Below are 16,101 nucleotides of genomic sequence, written 5' to 3'. Positions count from 1 at the left end.
GGCCTGCGCGGCGACGAGACGGTCGAGGTGCTGACCCATCCCGACCTCAAGCCGCAGAGCAAGGCGACGCTGGTCATCACCGGCGCCGACGGCCGGCGGCAGGAGGTGACGGTGATCCTGCGCATCGACACGCCGGTCGAGGTGGATTACTACCGGCACGGCGGCATCCTGCCGTACGTGCTGCGCCAGTTGCTGCAGTACTGAGACGGCAGGCGAGCGACCGGCCGGCGCCCCTGCCGGCCGGCTGGTCAAAGGCGATGAGCGGAGTGGCTGCAAACAGGAATTGCTACCATCTGCATTTTCCTCCAGGCAGCTGCGCGCTGCAGCCCCGTGCATTTCCACTCCGCCGCCGCCGATCCGTCCCTGTTCTCACCCGCGCCCCTGTCGCTCGACCGTCTGCCGCGACAGCAGCCGGCGACCATCGTGTCGCTCCAGCCGTCGGCCGGCCAGGAGGGCGCCGACGTCGCCCTGCGGCTGAGCGAGATCGGTTTCGTGCCGGGCGAGACGGTCCGGGTGGTCGCGCACGGATTCCCGGGGCGCGAGCCGCTGGCGGTGCGGGTCGGGCAGTCCACCTTCGCGCTGCGGTTGCACGAGGCGGCGATGGTGACGGTCGTACCGGGAGGGTCGGCATGAGCGCGGCAGCGGCACCCCTGCGCGTCGCGCTGCTGGGCAATCCGAACTGCGGCAAGACAGCGCTCTTCAATCTGCTGACCGGCAGCCGCGCCAAGGTCGCCAACTACGCGGGCGTGACGGTGGAGCGCAAGGTCGGCCGCCTGCGCACCGGCTCCGGCCGGCAGGTCTATGTGCTGGACCTGCCCGGCGCCTACAGCCTGAATGCGATGAGCGCCGACGAAGCGGTGACGCGCGACATCGTCACCGGGCGGCGCCCGGGCGAGCCGCTGCCGGACCTGCTGGTCTGCGTGGTGGACGCGACCAACCTGCGGCTCAACCTGCGGCTGGTGCTGGAAGCCCGCAAGCTCGGCCTGCCGCTGGTGCTGGCGCTCAACATGAGCGACATGGCGCGCGAACAGGGCATCGCGGTCGACACGGCGGTGCTTTCGCGCGAACTCGGCATGCCGGTGATCGAGACGGTGGGCGTGCGCGGCGACGGCGCCGCCCCGCTGGTGGCCGCGCTCGACGCCTGGGACGGTGCCGCGCCCGCCGCGCCCGCCGCTTGGCAGCCGCCCGCGCTGGCCGACGTGCTCGACACCCAGACGGAGGTGAGGCGCATCCTGTCGCTCGCCGTGACCACGCCGCCTGCCGCGCTGCACCGCGACGACGCGATTGACCGCGTAGTGCTGCATCCGGTCTGGGGCCTGGCGCTGCTCGCGGTGTTGTTGTTCCTGATGTTCCAGGCGGTTTTCAGCTGGGCCGAGGCGCCGATGGAGCTGATCAAGGGCGCGACGGAAGGCGTCGGCGAATGGATCAAAGCGCACACGGCCGAAGGCATCCTGCAGAGCCTGCTGGTCGACGGCATCGTGGCGGGCGTCGGCGGCGTGCTGGTCTTCCTGCCGCAGATCCTGATCCTGTTCTTGTTCATCCTGGCGCTGGAGGATTCGGGCTATCTGCCGCGTGCTGCCTTCCTGCTCGACCGGGTGATGGGCAGCGTCGGCCTGTCCGGCCGTTCGTTCATCCCGCTGCTGTCGAGCTTCGCCTGCGCCATTCCGGGTGTGATGGCGACCCGCACCATCACCAACTGGCGCGACCGGCTGGTGACGATCATGATCGCGCCGCTGATGACCTGCTCGGCCCGGTTGCCGGTCTATGCGCTGCTGATCGCGGCCTTCATTCCGGCGCGCGAGGTCGGCGGCATCTTCAACCTGCAGGGGGTGGTGCTGTTCGCGCTGTACCTGGGCGGCATCGTGTCGGCGATGGCGGTAGCCTGGGTGTTCAAGCGCCTGCGGAGCAGCCGGACCCAGTCGCCGCTGCTGATGGAGCTGCCCGCCTACCGCTGGCCCAACCCGCGGCAGCTGGCGCTAGGCCTGTGGGAGCGGGCGGCGATCTTCCTGCAGCGGGTCGGCGGCATGATCCTGGCGCTGACCGTGCTGCTCTGGTTCTTCGCCACTTTCCCTTCGCCGCCGGAGGGCGCCACCGGCCCGGCCATCCAGTACAGCCTGGCCGGCATGATCGGTCGGGCACTGGAAGTGATCTTCGCGCCGATCGGCTTCAACTGGCAGATCTCGATCGCACTAGTGCCGGGCCTGGCGGCCCGCGAAGTCGCCGTCGGTGCGCTCGGCACGGTCTACGCCATGTCGGCGAGCGGCGACGAGGCCGCTGCCGCGCTGGAACCGGTCATCGCCGCCAGCTGGTCGATGGCGACGGCGGTCTCGCTGCTGGTCTGGTACGTGTTCGCGCCGATGTGCCTGTCCACCCTCGCGACCGTCAAGCGCGAGACCAATTCCTGGCGCTACGCCACGCTGATGGCGGCCTACCTGTTCGCGCTTGCCTATCTGGCGAGCTTCGTCGCCTACCGGGTGACGCTCGCGCTGTCGGGCGGCTGAGGCGGCGACGGCGATGGGCCAGGAGATCGTGGTGTTCGTGATCGTGGCGCTGGCGGCGGCCTGGGCGGCCCGGCGCTGGATGCCGGCGCGCTGGCGGCAGGCCATCGCCGGCCGCTTCGGGCGACTCCTGCAACGGCTCGGCGCCAGCGAACGCGCCGCGACCCGTATCACCGGCCGCATCGGCAAAGCGCCCGGCTGCAGCACTTGCGACAGCTGCGGCGGCTGCGCCGCGCCGGGGCGTCCGACGACCGAACACCCGATCACGATCCGGCGTCGGAACTAGGACGCGACCACCGTACACAGCACGTTGCGCGACCGCTGGTCCGCAGGCCGTCCCAGGCCCGGAATCGCCGTTGTTTTTCGCGGATACTCGCTCCCGCGACCCGTATCCCTTGCCAGAGAAACCCACCCGGATGTCTTTTCCCTCCGATCACGGACAACCGGCCGGCCAGCGCCGGTGGTGGCAGCGCCTGTTCGGCAAGGGGCCGGCAGACACGGCGACCGGCGGACGGGCCGATCTGATCCGGTTCAGCGCGCAGCTGCCGGGCACGGTGCTGTTCGAGGTGGTCGGCCATCCCGGCCGTCGCGGCCGGATAGTTTTCGTCGGCGATGCGGTCCTGGCCGTCAACGGCCTGCAGCCCGACGATCTGCGGGCGGATGCCGGTATCTGGTTCGCGCAGGTCCTGCGCGAGGACCGGGTCGCGCTGCGCAAGGCGCTCGCCCGGTCGCTCGCCAACCTGCTGCCGCTGCGGATCGACCTGCGTATCCGGCGTGCCGACGGTGCCGTGCGCTGGATGCACCTCGCCGCCACGCCGCAGGCCCTGCCGGACGGGCAGATCTTGTGGACCGGCGTGCAGTCCGACGTGACCCAGCAGCGGGAGGACATGCTCGACGGCCACGAGGCCGAGGTCCGCTGGACCAACGTGCTGCGCCATCTGCCCGGCGGCATCACCCGCTTCGACAGCAGCCTGCGCATCCGGTTCATCAACGAGGAACATGCGCGCTGGTACGGCCGCTCGGTCGCCGACCTGCTCGGCCAGACGCTGGAAGACATCCTGCCGGCGAAGCGGTACGCCCGGATCGGGCCGCAGCTGCAGCGGGCCCTGGCCGGCCACAAGGTTGTCTTCGACAACCTGGTCGAGGTCGCGGCGGGTGATCTCCGTCACCGCTTCAACACCCTGATGCCCGAGCACGGCCCGGACGGGCAGGTCACCGGCGTGATCTCGTTCGTGCTCGACTTGACCGAAAGCAAGCGCACTGAGCAGGCCTTGGCGGAGAAGCAGGCCGAACTGCGCGGCCTGTTCGAGGCCATTCCGGACATGGTGTTTGCCAAGGACGAGAACGGCGCCTACCGGGCCTGCAACCGGGCGTTCGAGGCCTTCTTCGGCGTGACCGAGGAAGACCTGCGCGGCCAGACCGATGCCGACCGCTACGACCAGGACACCGCCTCGCGCTATCGCGCCGAGGACCTGAGCGCGATGCAGACCGGCCGGGCCTACCGCAGCGAGGAAGTGCTGCGCGGTATCGGCGGCAACGGCGACTTCGACGTGATCAAGACGCCGGTGCGCGACGCGGCGGGGCGTATTTCCGGCGTCGTCGGGGTAGCCCGTGACGTGACCGAGCGCAAGCGCGCCGCCCAGCAGATCGAGCGGTTGGCGTACTACGACAGCCTGACGGCGCTGCCCAACCGGCGGATGCTGGTGAGCCGGCTGGAGAATGCGCTGCGCACCTCCAAGCTCTCGCTCGAATGGGGCGCGGTGCTGTTCGTCGACCTGGACAACTTCCGCGACTTCAACGACATCCTCGGCCACGACATGGGCGACCGCCTGCTGCAGCTCGCTGCCGAACGGCTACGCGGCATGGCCGTCGGCGCCCGGACGGCTGCGCGCTTCAGCGGCGACGGCTTCGTGCTGGTCGCCGAGCACCTCGGCACCGAGGAGTCGCAGGCGATCCGCAGCGCGGAGCAGCTCGGCCAGCAGGTGCTCGATGCGATCGCCAAGCCGTTCTCGATCGGCGGCCGACAACACCACGGCACCGCGAGCGTCGGCATCACCACCTTCGGGGCGGGCTCGCTGTCGGTGGACGACATCCTGAAGCGGGCCGACCTGGCGATGCACCAATCCAAGACGCTGGGCCGCAACACGCTGTGCTTCTTCGACCCCCGGATGCAGGCGGCGGTGCAGAACCGCGCGACCCTGGAGGCCGATCTGCGGGCCGGCCTCGCCCGCGAGGAACTGGAGCTGCACTACCAGCCGGTGGTGGACAGCGCCGGCCGCATGACCGGCGCCGAGGCACTGGTGCGCTGGCGGCATCCGGTGCGCGGCATGGTGCCGCCGCTGGACTTCATCACCATCGCCGAGGAAAGCGGGTTGATCCTGCCGCTCGGCGGCTGGGTGCTGGGCACCGCCTGCAGGCAGCTGGTGGCCTGGGCCGACCGGCCGCAGACGAGGGACCTGTCGATCGCGGTCAACGTGAGCGCGCGGCAATTCCGGCATCCCGATTTCATCGACCAGGTGGTGGCGGTGCTGCGCGAGACCGGTGTGGACGCCCGCAAGCTGAAGTTCGAACTGACCGAGTCGCTGCTGTTCCACGACGTCGAGGGCATCATCGGCAAGATGGCCCGGCTGCGGGAGGAAGGCATCGGCTTCTCGCTGGACGACTTCGGCACCGGCTATTCCTCGCTCAGCTACCTCAAGCGCATGCCGCTGGAGCAGCTGAAGATCGACCGCTCCTTCGTGCGCGACCTGCTCACCGATCCGCACGACGCGGCCATCGTGCGGACCACGCTCGCCCTGGCGCTGAGCCTGGACCTGGACGTGATCGCCGAAGGCGTGGAGTCCGAGGGCCAGCGCGACTTCCTGGAGCAGCACGGCTGCCGCTCCTTCCAGGGCTACCTGTTCGGCCGGCCGTTGCCGATCGCGGAGATGGAGCGCCAGCAGGGCCTCGTCGGGTGAGGCGGGGCCGGCGGTGAGCGGCGCCTTCCGGCAGGACATGCTGATCGCCGGCGGCGGCATCGGCGGGCTGGCGGCAGCGATCGCCTGCCACCGCGCCGGCTGGCGGGTCCGCATCTTCGAACAGGCGCCCGGGTTTGCCGAGGTCGGCGCCGGCCTGCAGCTCGGGCCGAATGCCGGCCGCATCCTGCAGGACTGGGGGCTGGGCGAGGCGCTAGCCGCCGTCGCAGCCTTCCCGCAGGCGCTGCAGGTGCGACGCGCCGCCAGCCACCAGTCCCTGGCGACACTGCCGCTCGGCGCAGCTTTCAAAGCCCGCTACGGCGCGCCCTACGCCACGCTGCATCGGGCTGACCTGCATGCGCTGCTGTTCTACGCGGTCCGCGGCGCCGGCGATACCGTGCTGCATCCCGGCACGCGGATCGAGACGCTGCGGTCCCAGGGACCGACGGTCGCTGTGCGGGTTGCGCGGCCGGCCGATGCGGCCGACACGTCACCGGACGTCGAGGGCGACGCGCTCGTCCTCGCCGACGGCGTGTGGAGCGGCCTGCGCGCACAGTGCCTGCCGCACGACATGCCGCCGCAGGCCACCGGCCATCTCGCCTACCGCACGCTGCTGCCGCAGGCAGATCTGCCGGCTGCGCTGCGCAGCGACGAGGTCACGGTCTGGCTCGGCCACCGGCTGCATGCGGTGGCCTATCCGGTGCGCCGCGGCGAATGGCTCAATCTGGTGGTACTGGCGGAAGCGGCGGCCGGTGCGCAGCCGCCGGCGGGCCGCTGGAATGCACCCGCCGATCCGGACGAGGTGGCGCGGGTGTTGGCCCAGGCTTGCGGTCCGCTGCGGGCCTTGCAGGAGGCGGCACCGGAATGGCGTCGCTGGATGCTCTGCGACCGCCCGCCGCTTCCCGGCCCCGACGGCATGGCGGTCGGTCGCATCGCACTGCTCGGCGATGCCGCCCATCCGATGCTGCCCTACTTGGCGCAGGGCGCCGGCATGGCGATCGAAGATGCGGCGGAGCTGCAGCGCATGCTGGCGATGGAGGGGGTCGAGGTGCCGCTGCAGCTGCGCCGCTACGCGATGCACCGCTGGCAGCGGGTCGCCCGGGTGCAGCGCACCGCCCGCCGCAATGCCCGGGTGTTCCATGCGCGCGGACCGGTGCAGTGGGGCCGCGACGTCGCGCTGCGGCTGCTCGGTCCGCGGCTGCTCGACCAGCCCTGGCTTTACGGCTGAGGCGGCGGACGGCCCGCCGCGCGGCATTCCCGACCCCCGGTGCGGCTGGCCCTCCGTGGCTATGCTTCGCCCCATGCGCCGCATCGCCCACCTCGACATGGACGCCTTCTTCGCCTCGGTCGAACTGCTGCGCTATCCGCAACTGAAGGGCCTGCCGGTGGTGATCGGCGGCAGCCGCCGCAGTGTCGACCAGCGGCTGCTCACCCCGCCCGAGGGCGGCACCCTGGCCGACCTGCCCCTGTCCGCCTTCCCGGTGCTGCGCGACTACGCCGGCCGCGGCGTTGCGACCACCGCGACCTATGCCGCGCGCCAGTTCGGCGTCGGGTCGGCGATGGGGCTGATGAAGGCGGCCAAGCTCTGTCCGCAGGCGATCCTGCTGCCAGCCGACTTCGACCGGGTGAAGCACTATTCGCGCAGCTTCAAGGCGGTCATCACCGAGATCGCGCCGGTCATGCAGGACCGCGGCGTGGACGAGGTGTATATCGACTTCACCGACGTGCCCGGCGGCCAGCGCGAGGGCGGTCGGGTGCTGGCCCGGCTGATCCAGCGCGGCATCTTCGACGCGACCGGGCTGACCTGCTCGATCGGCATCGCGCCCAACAAGCTGCTGGCCAAGATGGCGAGCGAATTCGACAAGCCCAACGGCATCTCGGTCGTCTACGAGGACGACCTGCAGACCCGCATCTGGCCGCTGGCCGCACGCAAGGTCAACGGCATCGGGCCGAAGGCCGACGCCAAGCTGGAGCGCCACGGCATCCGCACCATCGGCGACCTGGCGCAGCGCGACCGCGACTGGCTGATCGCGACCTTCGGCAAGTCCACTGGCGCCTGGATGCACGAGGTGGCCTGGGGCCGCGACGACCGCCCGGTGGTGACCGAGAGCGAGCCCGTCTCGATGAGCCGCGAGACGACCTTCGACCGCGACCTGCATGCGGTACGCGACCGGGCCGAACTGGGCCGCATCTTCACCGCCCTGTGCGAGAAGGTCGCGGCCGACCTGCAGCGCAAGGGCTACCGCGGCAAGACGATCGGCATCAAGCTGCGCTACGACGACTTCCGCATCGCCACCCGCGACCAGACGATCCCGCTGCCGACCGACGATGCGGCCACGATCCGCCGCATCGCCGGCCAATGTCTGAAGCGGGTGCCGCTGGAACAGCGGCTGCGGTTGCTCGGCGTGCGGGTCGGTACGCTGGTGCGGGCCGATGCGGCGGGTTCAGACGGCGTTTTGGATGGAAATTCGGCTTTTGCGCCCGTACCTGCTGCGCGGGGCGCTATCAAAAAAGTAGTGGATCTGCCGACGACCGTGCCGCTTTTCTGACCGCGCCGTATCACCACGAGTGGAGCAGCAACGACCGGACGACATGCCGGCGTCCTACATCGGTCGTGTTGGCGCGGCGGTACACCGGATGCCACCGTTCGCTGGACCGTCCGATGCCCGCTATTGCCGTCGCCCCCTCTACCGCCACCGCTGCGAAACCCACACGCCTGCCCGGCGGCCTGCTCTACGTCAGTCCCGAGATGCCAGGCCTCTCGCGCATCAAGCGCGGCAAGCGCTTCCGCTACCGCATGCACGACGGCGCCTGGGTGCAGGACGCCGAGGAGATCGCGAGGATCGATAAATTGGCGATCCCGCCGGCCTACACGGGCGTCTGGATCTGCCCGCTGCCGAACGGGCACCTGCAAGCGACCGGCCTGGATGCGCGCGGCCGCAAGCAGTACCGGTACCACCCCGACTGGCGCCTACAGCGCGACGAAAGCAAGTTCGACCGGCTGGAGGCGTTCGGCCGGGCGTTGCCGCGCATCCGTGCCCGTGTCGCGCGCGACCTGCGGCTGTCCCGCGGGCAGCCGGTGACGCGCACCGTGCTGCTGGCGACGCTGGTGCGGCTGCTCGACACCACCTACATCCGGGTGGGCAACGAGGAATATGCCGCGAGCAACGGTTCCTACGGCCTGACGACGCTGCGCAATCCGCATGCGGGCGTGAAGGGCAGCGTGCTGCGGCTGCGCTTCCGCGGCAAAAGCGGGGTGATGCAGGAAGCCGAACTCGACGATCCGCGGGTGGCGCGGGTGGTGCGCCGCTGCCAGCAGCTGCCGGGCCAGGAACTGTTCCAGTACGAGGACGAAGACGGCACGCCGCATGCGGTCGATTCGGCCGACGTGAACGCGTATCTGGCCGAGGCGGCCGGCCTGGCGGCCGACGAACCGCATTTCACCGCCAAGGATTTCCGCACCTGGCATGGCACGGTCCAGGCGCTTGAGTTGACCCGCATGGCCTGCACCAGCGGAGGTGCGGAGGCCTACAACGCCAAGGCGGTGCTGAGCGCCGTCGCCCGCCAGCTGGGGAACACGCCGGCGGTGTGCAAGAAGTCCTATATCCACCCGGCGGTGATGGCGATCGGCGCTACCCTAGCGTCCGACCAGGGGCCGAAGATGGCCGACATCTGGAATCGGATCGCCAGCAAGCAACAGCGCCAGCGCAAGCTGCATGCGGCCGAACACCGGCTCATGGTGTTCCTGCAGGAGCACCGCCGGGGCGGACGCACCCGCCGCCGCACGACGGCGCCCAAGGCTGGCGCGTCCTAGCGGCCGTCGTCGGGACGGCGCAGCCGCACCGTGCCGGGCGCGATGTCGGCCGGCCACTGCAGGTCGGCTAGCAGGGTGGACAGGGCGTCCGCGTCGATCTTCATGCGGCGTGCAGGGAACTGCGGCTCGTCGGCCGCGGCACCGTCGCGCGGGCGGGTGGTGAACAGCAGGTCGCTGCCGTCGCAGCGGACGCTCAGGGCGGCCGGACCGGTCGCTGTGTCCTGCAGGCAGGACGCGACCCCGATCACCGCATACAGCGCCCGGGCGGGCGACATCGCGGGCCAGTCGGCCGGTGTGGCGTCTTCCGGCACGGCGTCCATCGCGATGCCGTGCAAGTCGAGCATCGGCCGCGCCAGTTCCAGCCCGGCGCGGACGGCGGGCGCCGCATCGGCGCGCTCCGAGGTGTCCAGGTCCCAGCGATTAAGCGTACGGATCGCCACTAGCAGCTGGTTGAGCTGCTCTTCGGTCTGCTCGAGCCGCTTGTGGCTCTGTTCCGGATCGAAGGGCTGCGCCGCCATATAGCGCTTGAGCACGGTGTTGCCCATGCGCGCCACCGACAGCGGGCCGGCCATGTCATGACGCAGAGCGGGCAGCACCCGCATCAGGATCTCGTGCCGGACGCCGGCGGCGACCCAGGCGGGGGCGCGGGTGCTCATGTCACTGCCCGCCGGCCCGCTCGGCCAGGATGCGCTCGAGTTTTTCGAAATCGACCGGCTTCTGCAGGAAATGGTCGAAGACCGCCATGTCGTCGCTGCCGTCGGACGCGAGGCCGGTCACCGCGATCACCATCGGTCGTGGGCCGCTGCCCGACAGGGTGCGCAGTTGGCGGGCGAGTTCGGTGCCGTGCATGTCGGGCAGGGTCAGGTCCACCAGGTAGACATTGGCCGGCTGCGCGGTGGCGCTCGCCAGGGCCTGCTGGGCGGTGTAGGCGCACCGCACGGCATAGCCTTGCATGTCCAGCAGTTCCTGGAACAGTTCGGCCGCTTCGCGGTTGTCGTCGACGATGAGGATGTTCAATTCCACGGGGGCTCTCTACGAAGTCTTCGGGAGGAAAGAAAGACCGGCCGTGCGGCGAAACGCTTACGGCGCGGCACTTTGGCGGCGGGGCAGGCGCACGGTAAAAACGACGTGCGGCGCTTCGAAGGAGTATCCGATGCTTCCGCCGTGTGCGCCGACGATTTCGTAAGCGATGTAAAGACCGAGGCCCAGGCCGGTGCGGTTGCGGGCATTGCCGAGCGACTGGCGCTTGTACGGGTTGAACAGCGAGGCGGCCAGGTCGTCCGGAATCGGCTCGCCGACATTGCGAACCTGCAACTCGATGCGGTCGGCGTCCTCGCGCAGGTTCACGACGATCAATTCGCCCGGCGCGCCGTGGTGCCGTGCGTTGCCGATCAGGTTGCTCACCACCTGCGCCAGCCGGTCCGGATCGACCTCGGCCTGGATGCCCTCGCCGATTTGGACCGAGAAGACGGTTCCCGGATGCGCCATGCTCGATTCCTCGAGCAGGTCGCGCACCAGGTGCGTCACATCCGTTGGTGCGAACTGCAGGCCCAGCCCCAGGCCGCCCTGCAGCCGGGACATGTCCATCACCTGGCTCACCAGGCGCTGCATCCGGGTGCTGGACGATTGGATGCGCTGGCCGATCCGGCCGCCCTGGCGGTCTTCCCCGCGTTCGAGCACCCGCGCGGCCATGCTGATCGAGTGGAGCGGATCGCGCAGGTCGTGGCCGAGCACCGCCAGCAGCTGGTGCCGGGCCCGGTTGAGTTCGCCGGTGCGGGCTGCGTTGGTGCGGATCAGCTCGTCGAGCAGCTGGCGGGCGATCCACAGGTCGGCCTCGCTCCAGTGCACTGCGGTGTGGCGCACCGTCTCGCGCCACAGGTCGAACGAGCCGCGCGGGGTCAGGCGTGGCCCGAGCGGGCCGTGCGTGTAGTTCTTCTCGGGCTTGCCGCCCCAGGCGATGGTCTCGACCTGCTCCTTGCGCAGCAGGATCAGCCAGCCCTGGGTGCTGGCATCGAAGCGCATCGCCAGCATGCCGCACCAGGTGCCGAGCGCCGCATGCAGATAGCTCGGGAACTGGGCCAGCGCATGCATCTGCACCAGCGCATCCGGGAATTCCTGGTCGCGCCGCGCCAACCAGCGGACAAGGGCACGGGCCGTCTCCATCGGCACTTCGCCGGCGACCGCGAGCTTGCTGCCTTCGGCGATGACCAGACCGTGCGCATCGAAGGTCTGCATCAGCGCCTGGCCGTGCTCCGACAGCACCGCGATGTTGTCGTCGGTGTGCAGCAGCTGTTCGATCAGGCGGGTGCGCAACGTCAGGGCGACCGCGGTACGTTCGGCGTGCTCGCGTGCCAGTACCGTCTGCACGTTGGCTGCGAGCAGCTGGGCGATCACGTCGCAGGCCATGCGCACCGCATAGGGCACATGGCGGGGACCGTCGTGGTGGCAGGCGATCAGTCCCCAAAGCTTGCCCTGGACCACGATCGAGACACTCATCGACGCGCCCACGCCCATGTTGCCGAGGTATTCGATGTGCACCGGCGACACCGCGCGCAGCACTGAATGGCTCAGGTCGAGCGGCGCTTCGCCCGCCGCTGCCTCGAGCGCGACGGGTACTGCCTGCACGTCGGCGATCAGCCGCAGCGTGTTGACGACATAGAGCCGCCGCGCCTGCGCCGGGATATCGCTGGCCGGATAGCGCCGGCCGATGAACGGGTCGAGCGAAGGTTTGCAGGACTCGGCCACCACCTCGCCGCTGTCGTCGTGGCGGAAACGGTAGGCCATTACCCGGTCGAAACCAGTGAGCTGGCGGATGTTCTCGACCGCCAGGTTGAGCAGCGATTCGATCGAGCGCTGGCGCTTGAGACGCTCCATCGCCCGGTGCGCCTTGAGCGCGAAAGTGGCGAGCTGGTCGGCGTCGTGGGCCCGCGACTCGAATTCGGCGATGAAGAAGTCGCCCGACTGGTGGACGATCAGGTCGTAGGTGCGGTTGCCCAGCGAGACCTCGGCGACCAGCGGCAGCACCTCGTCGCGCGTAGCAGGGTCGAAGGCCTGCGCGAGCGCCGCGTGGATATCGGCGCAGCGGTTGAAGTCGCGCGGCGCGAGTTTCTGGCCGAAGGCGGGCAGATCGCCAAGGACTGCCTGCGCATGGGCGCTGCGGTAGCGCAGCCGGCGGTCGGCATCGAACGCCACCAGCACGCCGTGCGGCTGCAGCAGGCCGGGGATGTGGATCGGCTCATGATCGCAGTTCTCGAGCGTCACCCGCATCGTGGGGCTCATCGCGGTCACTGGCTCACTCACGCGAGCGCCCCCAGCCGCTCGAAGCGGCGCACCAGCAGTCGGAAGGTCGCGACAGCGCCATCGCAGGCGGCGGCGATCGCGTCCGGGTGTACAACAGCAGCGCGCAGGTCGGCGGTGAAGGAAACCCAGGTCGGCGGCAGCCCCTGGCCGCCGAGGTAGCGCAGCGGATGCGGCGCCAGCGTAGCAGCGAGCTTGCGCTGCAGCATCCGTCCGCCGAGCTGGGAGCCTTCGATCACGTAAGCGGCGCCCCAGGCGACCGCCGGGCGGCGGCGTGCATCGTCCTGAAGAGCCGCGAAAGCGTCGGCTTCGTTCGGGCTGTCCGCCGTAAGGGTGGCAGCTGCATCCGCGCCCGCATCGTGCAGGTCGTCGGCGATCGCCTGCAGGCGGGCGGATTGCCGTGACGCCGTCGCGGCAGGGCCGGCGGCCACGGCAAGCACCGGCGAAAGCCGCGCGAGCCAGCCGCCGACCGCCATGAGGTGGGCTTGGTAATCGGAAAGGGTGGCGTCTTCCCGGGCGAGCGGCAGGCCGGCGTCGAGCTGGGTGTGGATCACCTGGGTGCGCTGCCGGAGGGCGGTCAGCACGTCGTCGTCGGGACCGCCCCTGGCAGCCACGGCGCCGTCGGAACTGACCGACGGGTGGGCAGAGATGAGAGAACGGTCGGGTGCGCGCATCAATCGGTCAGTTTAGCAGTGGGCCTTCACTCGGGGTATGTCGAATGACATGTCCCGGCGTTGGCTGATAGCGCCGCCATCCAAGCCATGGCGGACTATTGCCGCGCGGTGCGCACGTTGCGTGGCGCCGCCTGAGGATGGCTGGTCCGCCACGGGTTGATGTCCAGTCCGCCGCGCCGGGTATACCGGGCATAGACGTCGAGCTTGAGCGGCCGGCAGCGGGTCCAGATATCCATGAAGATGCGCTCGACGCACTGCTCGTGGAATTCGTTGTGGTTGCGGAAGCTCACGATGTACTGCAGCAGGCCTTCCTGGTCGATCTGAGGCCCACTGTAGGCGATACGCACGCTGCCCCAGTCCGGCTGGCCGGTCACCAGGCAGTTGCTTTTCAGCAGTCGGCTGGTCAGCGTCTCGCTCACCGGCGCCTCGTCGGTTGCGGCGCGCAAAAGGTCGGGCGCGGGCATGTAGCGGTCGCATTCGATGTCGAGCCGGTCGAGGTCGAGGCCGTCGAGTTCCTCCACGCCCTCGCGGTCGAAGTCGGCCGGGGCCAGCAGCCGCACGCCGATGCCTGCGGCGGCCGGTGCGCCGCGCCAGACCGCTTCGCCGATGTCGGCGCGAATGCGCGCGCGCACCGCGTCGGCGTCGTCGAAGCGCGTGCCGTTGAAGCTGTTGAGGTAGAGCTTGAAAGACTTGCTCTCGACGATATTCGGCGTCTCGCAGGGAATGGTGAGCTGCGCGAGCGCGACCTGCGGCTTGCCGCGCGGGTTCAGCCAGCTCAGCTCGAAGGCGGTCCAGAGGTCGGCGCCGAAGAACGGCGGCGCGCCGGCGATGCCGATCTCGCGGCGCTTGGCGTCGCGCGACAGCGGAAAGAGCAGGCCGGGGTCGTACTGGTCGACGTAGGCCGACCGCTTGCCGAGCGAGGATTGTTCGGGGGTCTGGGTCATCTGCTATCGATTCGGTAGCTGACTGCGCAGGCGGGGCGGGCGCAGAAGCCGGATTTTCAGCTGAACTCCCGTTCGCGCAGCCATTTGGTGGCGATCCACTTGTCGCCCTCGATCACCGGCGCGCCGCCGTGCAGCGTGCGGGTCGAGGGGTGGGGGCGTTCGTAGCTGAAGAACACCGCGTTGCCGCGCTTGGGTGCGACCTCGAGGTGCACGTCGGGAAAGGTGGTGCCGCCGCCGCGCACCGGCTCGTTCAGGTAGATCACCAGCGTCGCGACGCGCTGGCCGCCGCGCTTCAGGATCGACGGCGTGCCGGGCTCGGACGGGTCGAAGTAGTCGTAGTGCGGCTTGTACTCGGCGCCCTTGCGGTAGTGCAGCACCTGCAGGCCCTCGCCGTTGACCAGCGGCCAGCCGACCAGTCGGGCGATGCGCTCCTCCAGCCGCGCGACCACCGGCGTCTCGCCGCGCGCGAAGAACATGCCGTCGCTGGTACGGTCGGCATTGACTTCCTCGCCGCCGGTCTTGGTGGCGACCGTCAGCGAACGCTTCATGCGCGGCTCGGCGTCGGCGATCAGCTCGTCGCATTCTGCGTCCGACAGCAGGTTGCCGAACACCACGATCCGCGGATTCGCCATCGCCTGCAGCACGTGCACCCGCCGGTCGCCGACGTCGATATACAGCGGCGAATCGTGCAGCGCAGGCTCCGGCACCGGCACGGCGGGCGGCTTGCCCTGCTGGGCGGCCTGCGCCTCCAGGTGGTCGCGCAGCGTGCTCTCGAGCGCCCGGCCGGCGACATCCTCGTGCCAGCCCGAATCGACCATCGACTGCACGATGACCGGCGCGGAATGGCCGGCTTCGGCTTGGGCGACGATCCACTGGCGCAGTTCGGGCGTGATCGGCTGGTCGGATGCGGCTTGGCGGGCGGAAGAGGTGGGCATGGCGGTCTGCCTGTCTCGGATGCGGTGGAGGCAAAAGGATAGCGGCTGCGACGCAGGCGCGGTATCTCGGGATGTTCGGCTCAGGCCGCGCGGCGGCGGAACACCAGCCGGTCGGGCGACGAGGCGGCGGCGTCGTGCCGATAGCCTTCCAGGTCGAAGCCCTCCAGCCCGCGGGGCGTGCCGATGCGGTGGAGCGCGGCATAGCGCGCCATCAGCCCCCGGGCACGTTTGGCGTGGAAGCTGACGATCTTGTAGCGGTCGGTCTTCCAGTCCTCGAACACGCATTCGACAACCCGCGCCTGCAGCACCGTGCGGTCGACCGCGCGGAAGTATTCCTGCGACGCCAGGTTGACCACCACCGGCGAGGCGTCGGCCCGCAGCCGTTCGTTCAGGTATTCGGCGATGCGGCCGCCCCAGAAGCGGTACAGGTCGGGGCCGGCCTCGGTCGCCAGCCGGGTGCCCATCTCCAGCCGGTAAGGCTGCAGCCGGTCCGACGGGCGCAACACGCCGTAGAGCCCGCTCAGGATCGCGAGGTGGTCGTTGGCCCAGGCCAGCGCGTCGGCGGGCAGGGAGCGGGCGTCGAGGCCGCCGTACACATCGCCGTCGAAGGCGAAGGCCGCCTGGCGCGAATTGGCGTCGGTGAAGCGCGGCGACCACGCTTGGTAGCGCGCGACATTGAGCGCCGCCAGCGTGTCCGACAAATCCATCAGTTCCGCGATCTGCTGCGGCGACTGGCGGCGCAGCACCTCGATCAGCGCCTGCGACTGCGCGACGAAGGCCGGCCGGGTCGCCGGCAGGCCGGGCAGAACCGGCGTGTCGTAGTCGAGCGATTTGGCGGGGGACAGCAGGAAGAGCATGGCAGCAGAACGTCGAGATGCGACAAGACAGAAAATTGGAAGCGGGCCGTTCGCGCAGCCCGCCTGCGGCGATTGTCGGGCCGGCCTGCGGTCGCACGGATGGCGGGCAGCAAAAAGCCCTGCCGGCC

General features: G+C 70.0%; 15 protein-coding genes. 8 read left to right on the top strand and 7 right to left on the bottom strand.

What is annotated here, in order from left to right; genetic code table 11:
• From QZ500_RS13770 to QZ500_RS13735, 8 genes are all read left to right on the top strand, one after another.
• Positions 1 to 204: hypothetical protein (locus QZ500_RS13770; RefSeq protein WP_295855970.1), on the top strand; the 204-nt coding region annotated here is incomplete at its 5' end.
• Between the two features lie 126 nt (positions 205 to 330).
• Positions 331 to 633, top strand: coding sequence for a FeoA family protein (locus tag QZ500_RS13765; protein WP_295855969.1), 303 nt, complete (start codon positions 331 to 333; stop codon positions 631 to 633).
• A complete protein-coding gene (locus tag QZ500_RS13760) occupies positions 630 to 2,501 on the top strand; it encodes a ferrous iron transporter B (RefSeq protein ID WP_295855968.1) in 1,872 nt (623 codons plus the stop codon). Before QZ500_RS13765 ends, QZ500_RS13760 begins: the two co-directional genes overlap by 4 nt.
• Before the next feature lie 13 nt (positions 2,502 to 2,514).
• Positions 2,515 to 2,784 carry a DUF6587 family protein gene (locus QZ500_RS13755; protein ID WP_295855967.1) on the top strand — a complete coding sequence of 90 codons (270 nt, stop codon included), beginning with the start codon at positions 2,515 to 2,517 and terminating at the stop codon, positions 2,782 to 2,784.
• Positions 2,785 to 2,914: 130 nt separating this feature from the next.
• A complete protein-coding gene (locus QZ500_RS13750; RefSeq protein WP_295855966.1) occupies positions 2,915 to 5,455 on the top strand; it encodes an EAL domain-containing protein in 2,541 nt (846 codons plus the stop codon).
• A gap of 37 nt (positions 5,456 to 5,492) precedes the next feature.
• Positions 5,493 to 6,680: an FAD-dependent monooxygenase gene (locus tag QZ500_RS13745; protein ID WP_295855971.1), complete on the top strand. Its 1,188-nt coding sequence runs from the start codon at positions 5,493 to 5,495 to the stop codon at positions 6,678 to 6,680.
• Between the two features lie 61 nt (positions 6,681 to 6,741).
• Complete coding sequence (locus tag QZ500_RS13740) at positions 6,742 to 8,001, top strand: DNA polymerase IV (RefSeq protein WP_295855965.1); 1,260 nt, start codon at positions 6,742 to 6,744, stop codon at positions 7,999 to 8,001.
• Positions 8,002 to 8,114: 113 nt separating this feature from the next.
• Positions 8,115 to 9,266, top strand: a complete 1,152-nt coding sequence (locus QZ500_RS13735; protein WP_295855964.1) for a DNA topoisomerase IB — start codon at positions 8,115 to 8,117, stop codon at positions 9,264 to 9,266.
• On the opposite strand, the gene QZ500_RS13730 is transcribed toward QZ500_RS13735, so the two are convergent.
• The 7 genes from QZ500_RS13730 to yaaA all read right to left on the bottom strand — a co-directional run bounded on the left by QZ500_RS13730 (position 9,263) and on the right by yaaA (position 15,973).
• A complete protein-coding gene (locus QZ500_RS13730; RefSeq protein ID WP_295855963.1) occupies positions 9,263 to 9,922 on the bottom strand; it encodes a hypothetical protein in 660 nt (219 codons plus the stop codon). The genes QZ500_RS13735 and QZ500_RS13730 overlap by 4 nt on opposite strands.
• Position 9,923: 1 nt before the next feature.
• Positions 9,924 to 10,289, bottom strand: a complete 366-nt coding sequence (locus QZ500_RS13725) for a response regulator (RefSeq protein ID WP_295855962.1) — start codon at positions 10,287 to 10,289, stop codon at positions 9,924 to 9,926.
• A gap of 57 nt (positions 10,290 to 10,346) precedes the next feature.
• Positions 10,347 to 12,545 carry an ATP-binding protein gene (locus tag QZ500_RS13720; protein ID WP_295855961.1) on the bottom strand — a complete coding sequence of 733 codons (2,199 nt, stop codon included), beginning with the start codon at positions 12,543 to 12,545 and terminating at the stop codon, positions 10,347 to 10,349.
• 17 nt (positions 12,546 to 12,562) lie between these two features.
• A complete protein-coding gene (locus QZ500_RS13715; protein WP_295855960.1) occupies positions 12,563 to 13,237 on the bottom strand; it encodes a biliverdin-producing heme oxygenase in 675 nt (224 codons plus the stop codon).
• 95 nt (positions 13,238 to 13,332) lie between these two features.
• Positions 13,333 to 14,181, bottom strand: coding sequence for an NADPH-dependent 7-cyano-7-deazaguanine reductase QueF (gene queF / locus QZ500_RS13710; protein WP_295855959.1), 849 nt, complete (start codon positions 14,179 to 14,181; stop codon positions 13,333 to 13,335).
• 56 nt (positions 14,182 to 14,237) lie between these two features.
• Positions 14,238 to 15,116: a 2OG-Fe(II) oxygenase gene (locus QZ500_RS13705; protein WP_295855958.1), complete on the bottom strand. Its 879-nt coding sequence runs from the start codon at positions 15,114 to 15,116 to the stop codon at positions 14,238 to 14,240.
• A gap of 80 nt (positions 15,117 to 15,196) precedes the next feature.
• Positions 15,197 to 15,973: a peroxide stress protein YaaA gene (gene yaaA / locus QZ500_RS13700; protein ID WP_295855957.1), complete on the bottom strand. Its 777-nt coding sequence runs from the start codon at positions 15,971 to 15,973 to the stop codon at positions 15,197 to 15,199.
• Positions 15,974 to 16,101 lie beyond the last annotated feature (128 nt).

The organism is uncultured Xylophilus sp., assembly GCA_913776965.1.
Lineage (GTDB): Bacteria > Pseudomonadota > Gammaproteobacteria > Burkholderiales > Burkholderiaceae_C > Xylophilus.
Note: the sequence above shows the minus strand (reverse complement) of the source record. Positions and strands in the feature narration are given on the sequence as shown.

What these genes read in the sequence shown, in the direction of transcription:
- QZ500_RS13755 (WP_295855967.1), top strand. Translation starts at nt 2,515, where the DNA reads ATGGGCCAGGAGATCGTGGTGTTCGTGATCGTGGCGCTGGCGGCGGCC.
- QZ500_RS13735 (WP_295855964.1), top strand. Translation starts at nt 8,115, where the DNA reads ATGCCCGCTATTGCCGTCGCCCCCTCTACCGCCACCGCTGCGAAACCC.
- QZ500_RS13745 (WP_295855971.1), top strand. Translation starts at nt 5,493, where the DNA reads ATGCTGATCGCCGGCGGCGGCATCGGCGGGCTGGCGGCAGCGATCGCC.
- queF (WP_295855959.1), bottom strand. Translation starts at nt 14,181, where the DNA reads ATGACCCAGACCCCCGAACAATCCTCGCTCGGCAAGCGGTCGGCCTAC.
- QZ500_RS13715 (WP_295855960.1), bottom strand. Translation starts at nt 13,237, where the DNA reads ATGCGCGCACCCGACCGTTCTCTCATCTCTGCCCACCCGTCGGTCAGT.
- QZ500_RS13740 (WP_295855965.1), top strand. Translation starts at nt 6,742, where the DNA reads ATGCTTCGCCCCATGCGCCGCATCGCCCACCTCGACATGGACGCCTTC.
- QZ500_RS13750 (WP_295855966.1), top strand. Translation starts at nt 2,915, where the DNA reads ATGTCTTTTCCCTCCGATCACGGACAACCGGCCGGCCAGCGCCGGTGG.
- QZ500_RS13705 (WP_295855958.1), bottom strand. Translation starts at nt 15,116, where the DNA reads ATGCCCACCTCTTCCGCCCGCCAAGCCGCATCCGACCAGCCGATCACG.
- QZ500_RS13730 (WP_295855963.1), bottom strand. Translation starts at nt 9,922, where the DNA reads ATGAGCACCCGCGCCCCCGCCTGGGTCGCCGCCGGCGTCCGGCACGAG.
- QZ500_RS13720 (WP_295855961.1), bottom strand. Translation starts at nt 12,545, where the DNA reads ATGAGCCCCACGATGCGGGTGACGCTCGAGAACTGCGATCATGAGCCG.
- QZ500_RS13760 (WP_295855968.1), top strand. Translation starts at nt 630, where the DNA reads ATGAGCGCGGCAGCGGCACCCCTGCGCGTCGCGCTGCTGGGCAATCCG.
- yaaA (WP_295855957.1), bottom strand. Translation starts at nt 15,973, where the DNA reads ATGCTCTTCCTGCTGTCCCCCGCCAAATCGCTCGACTACGACACGCCG.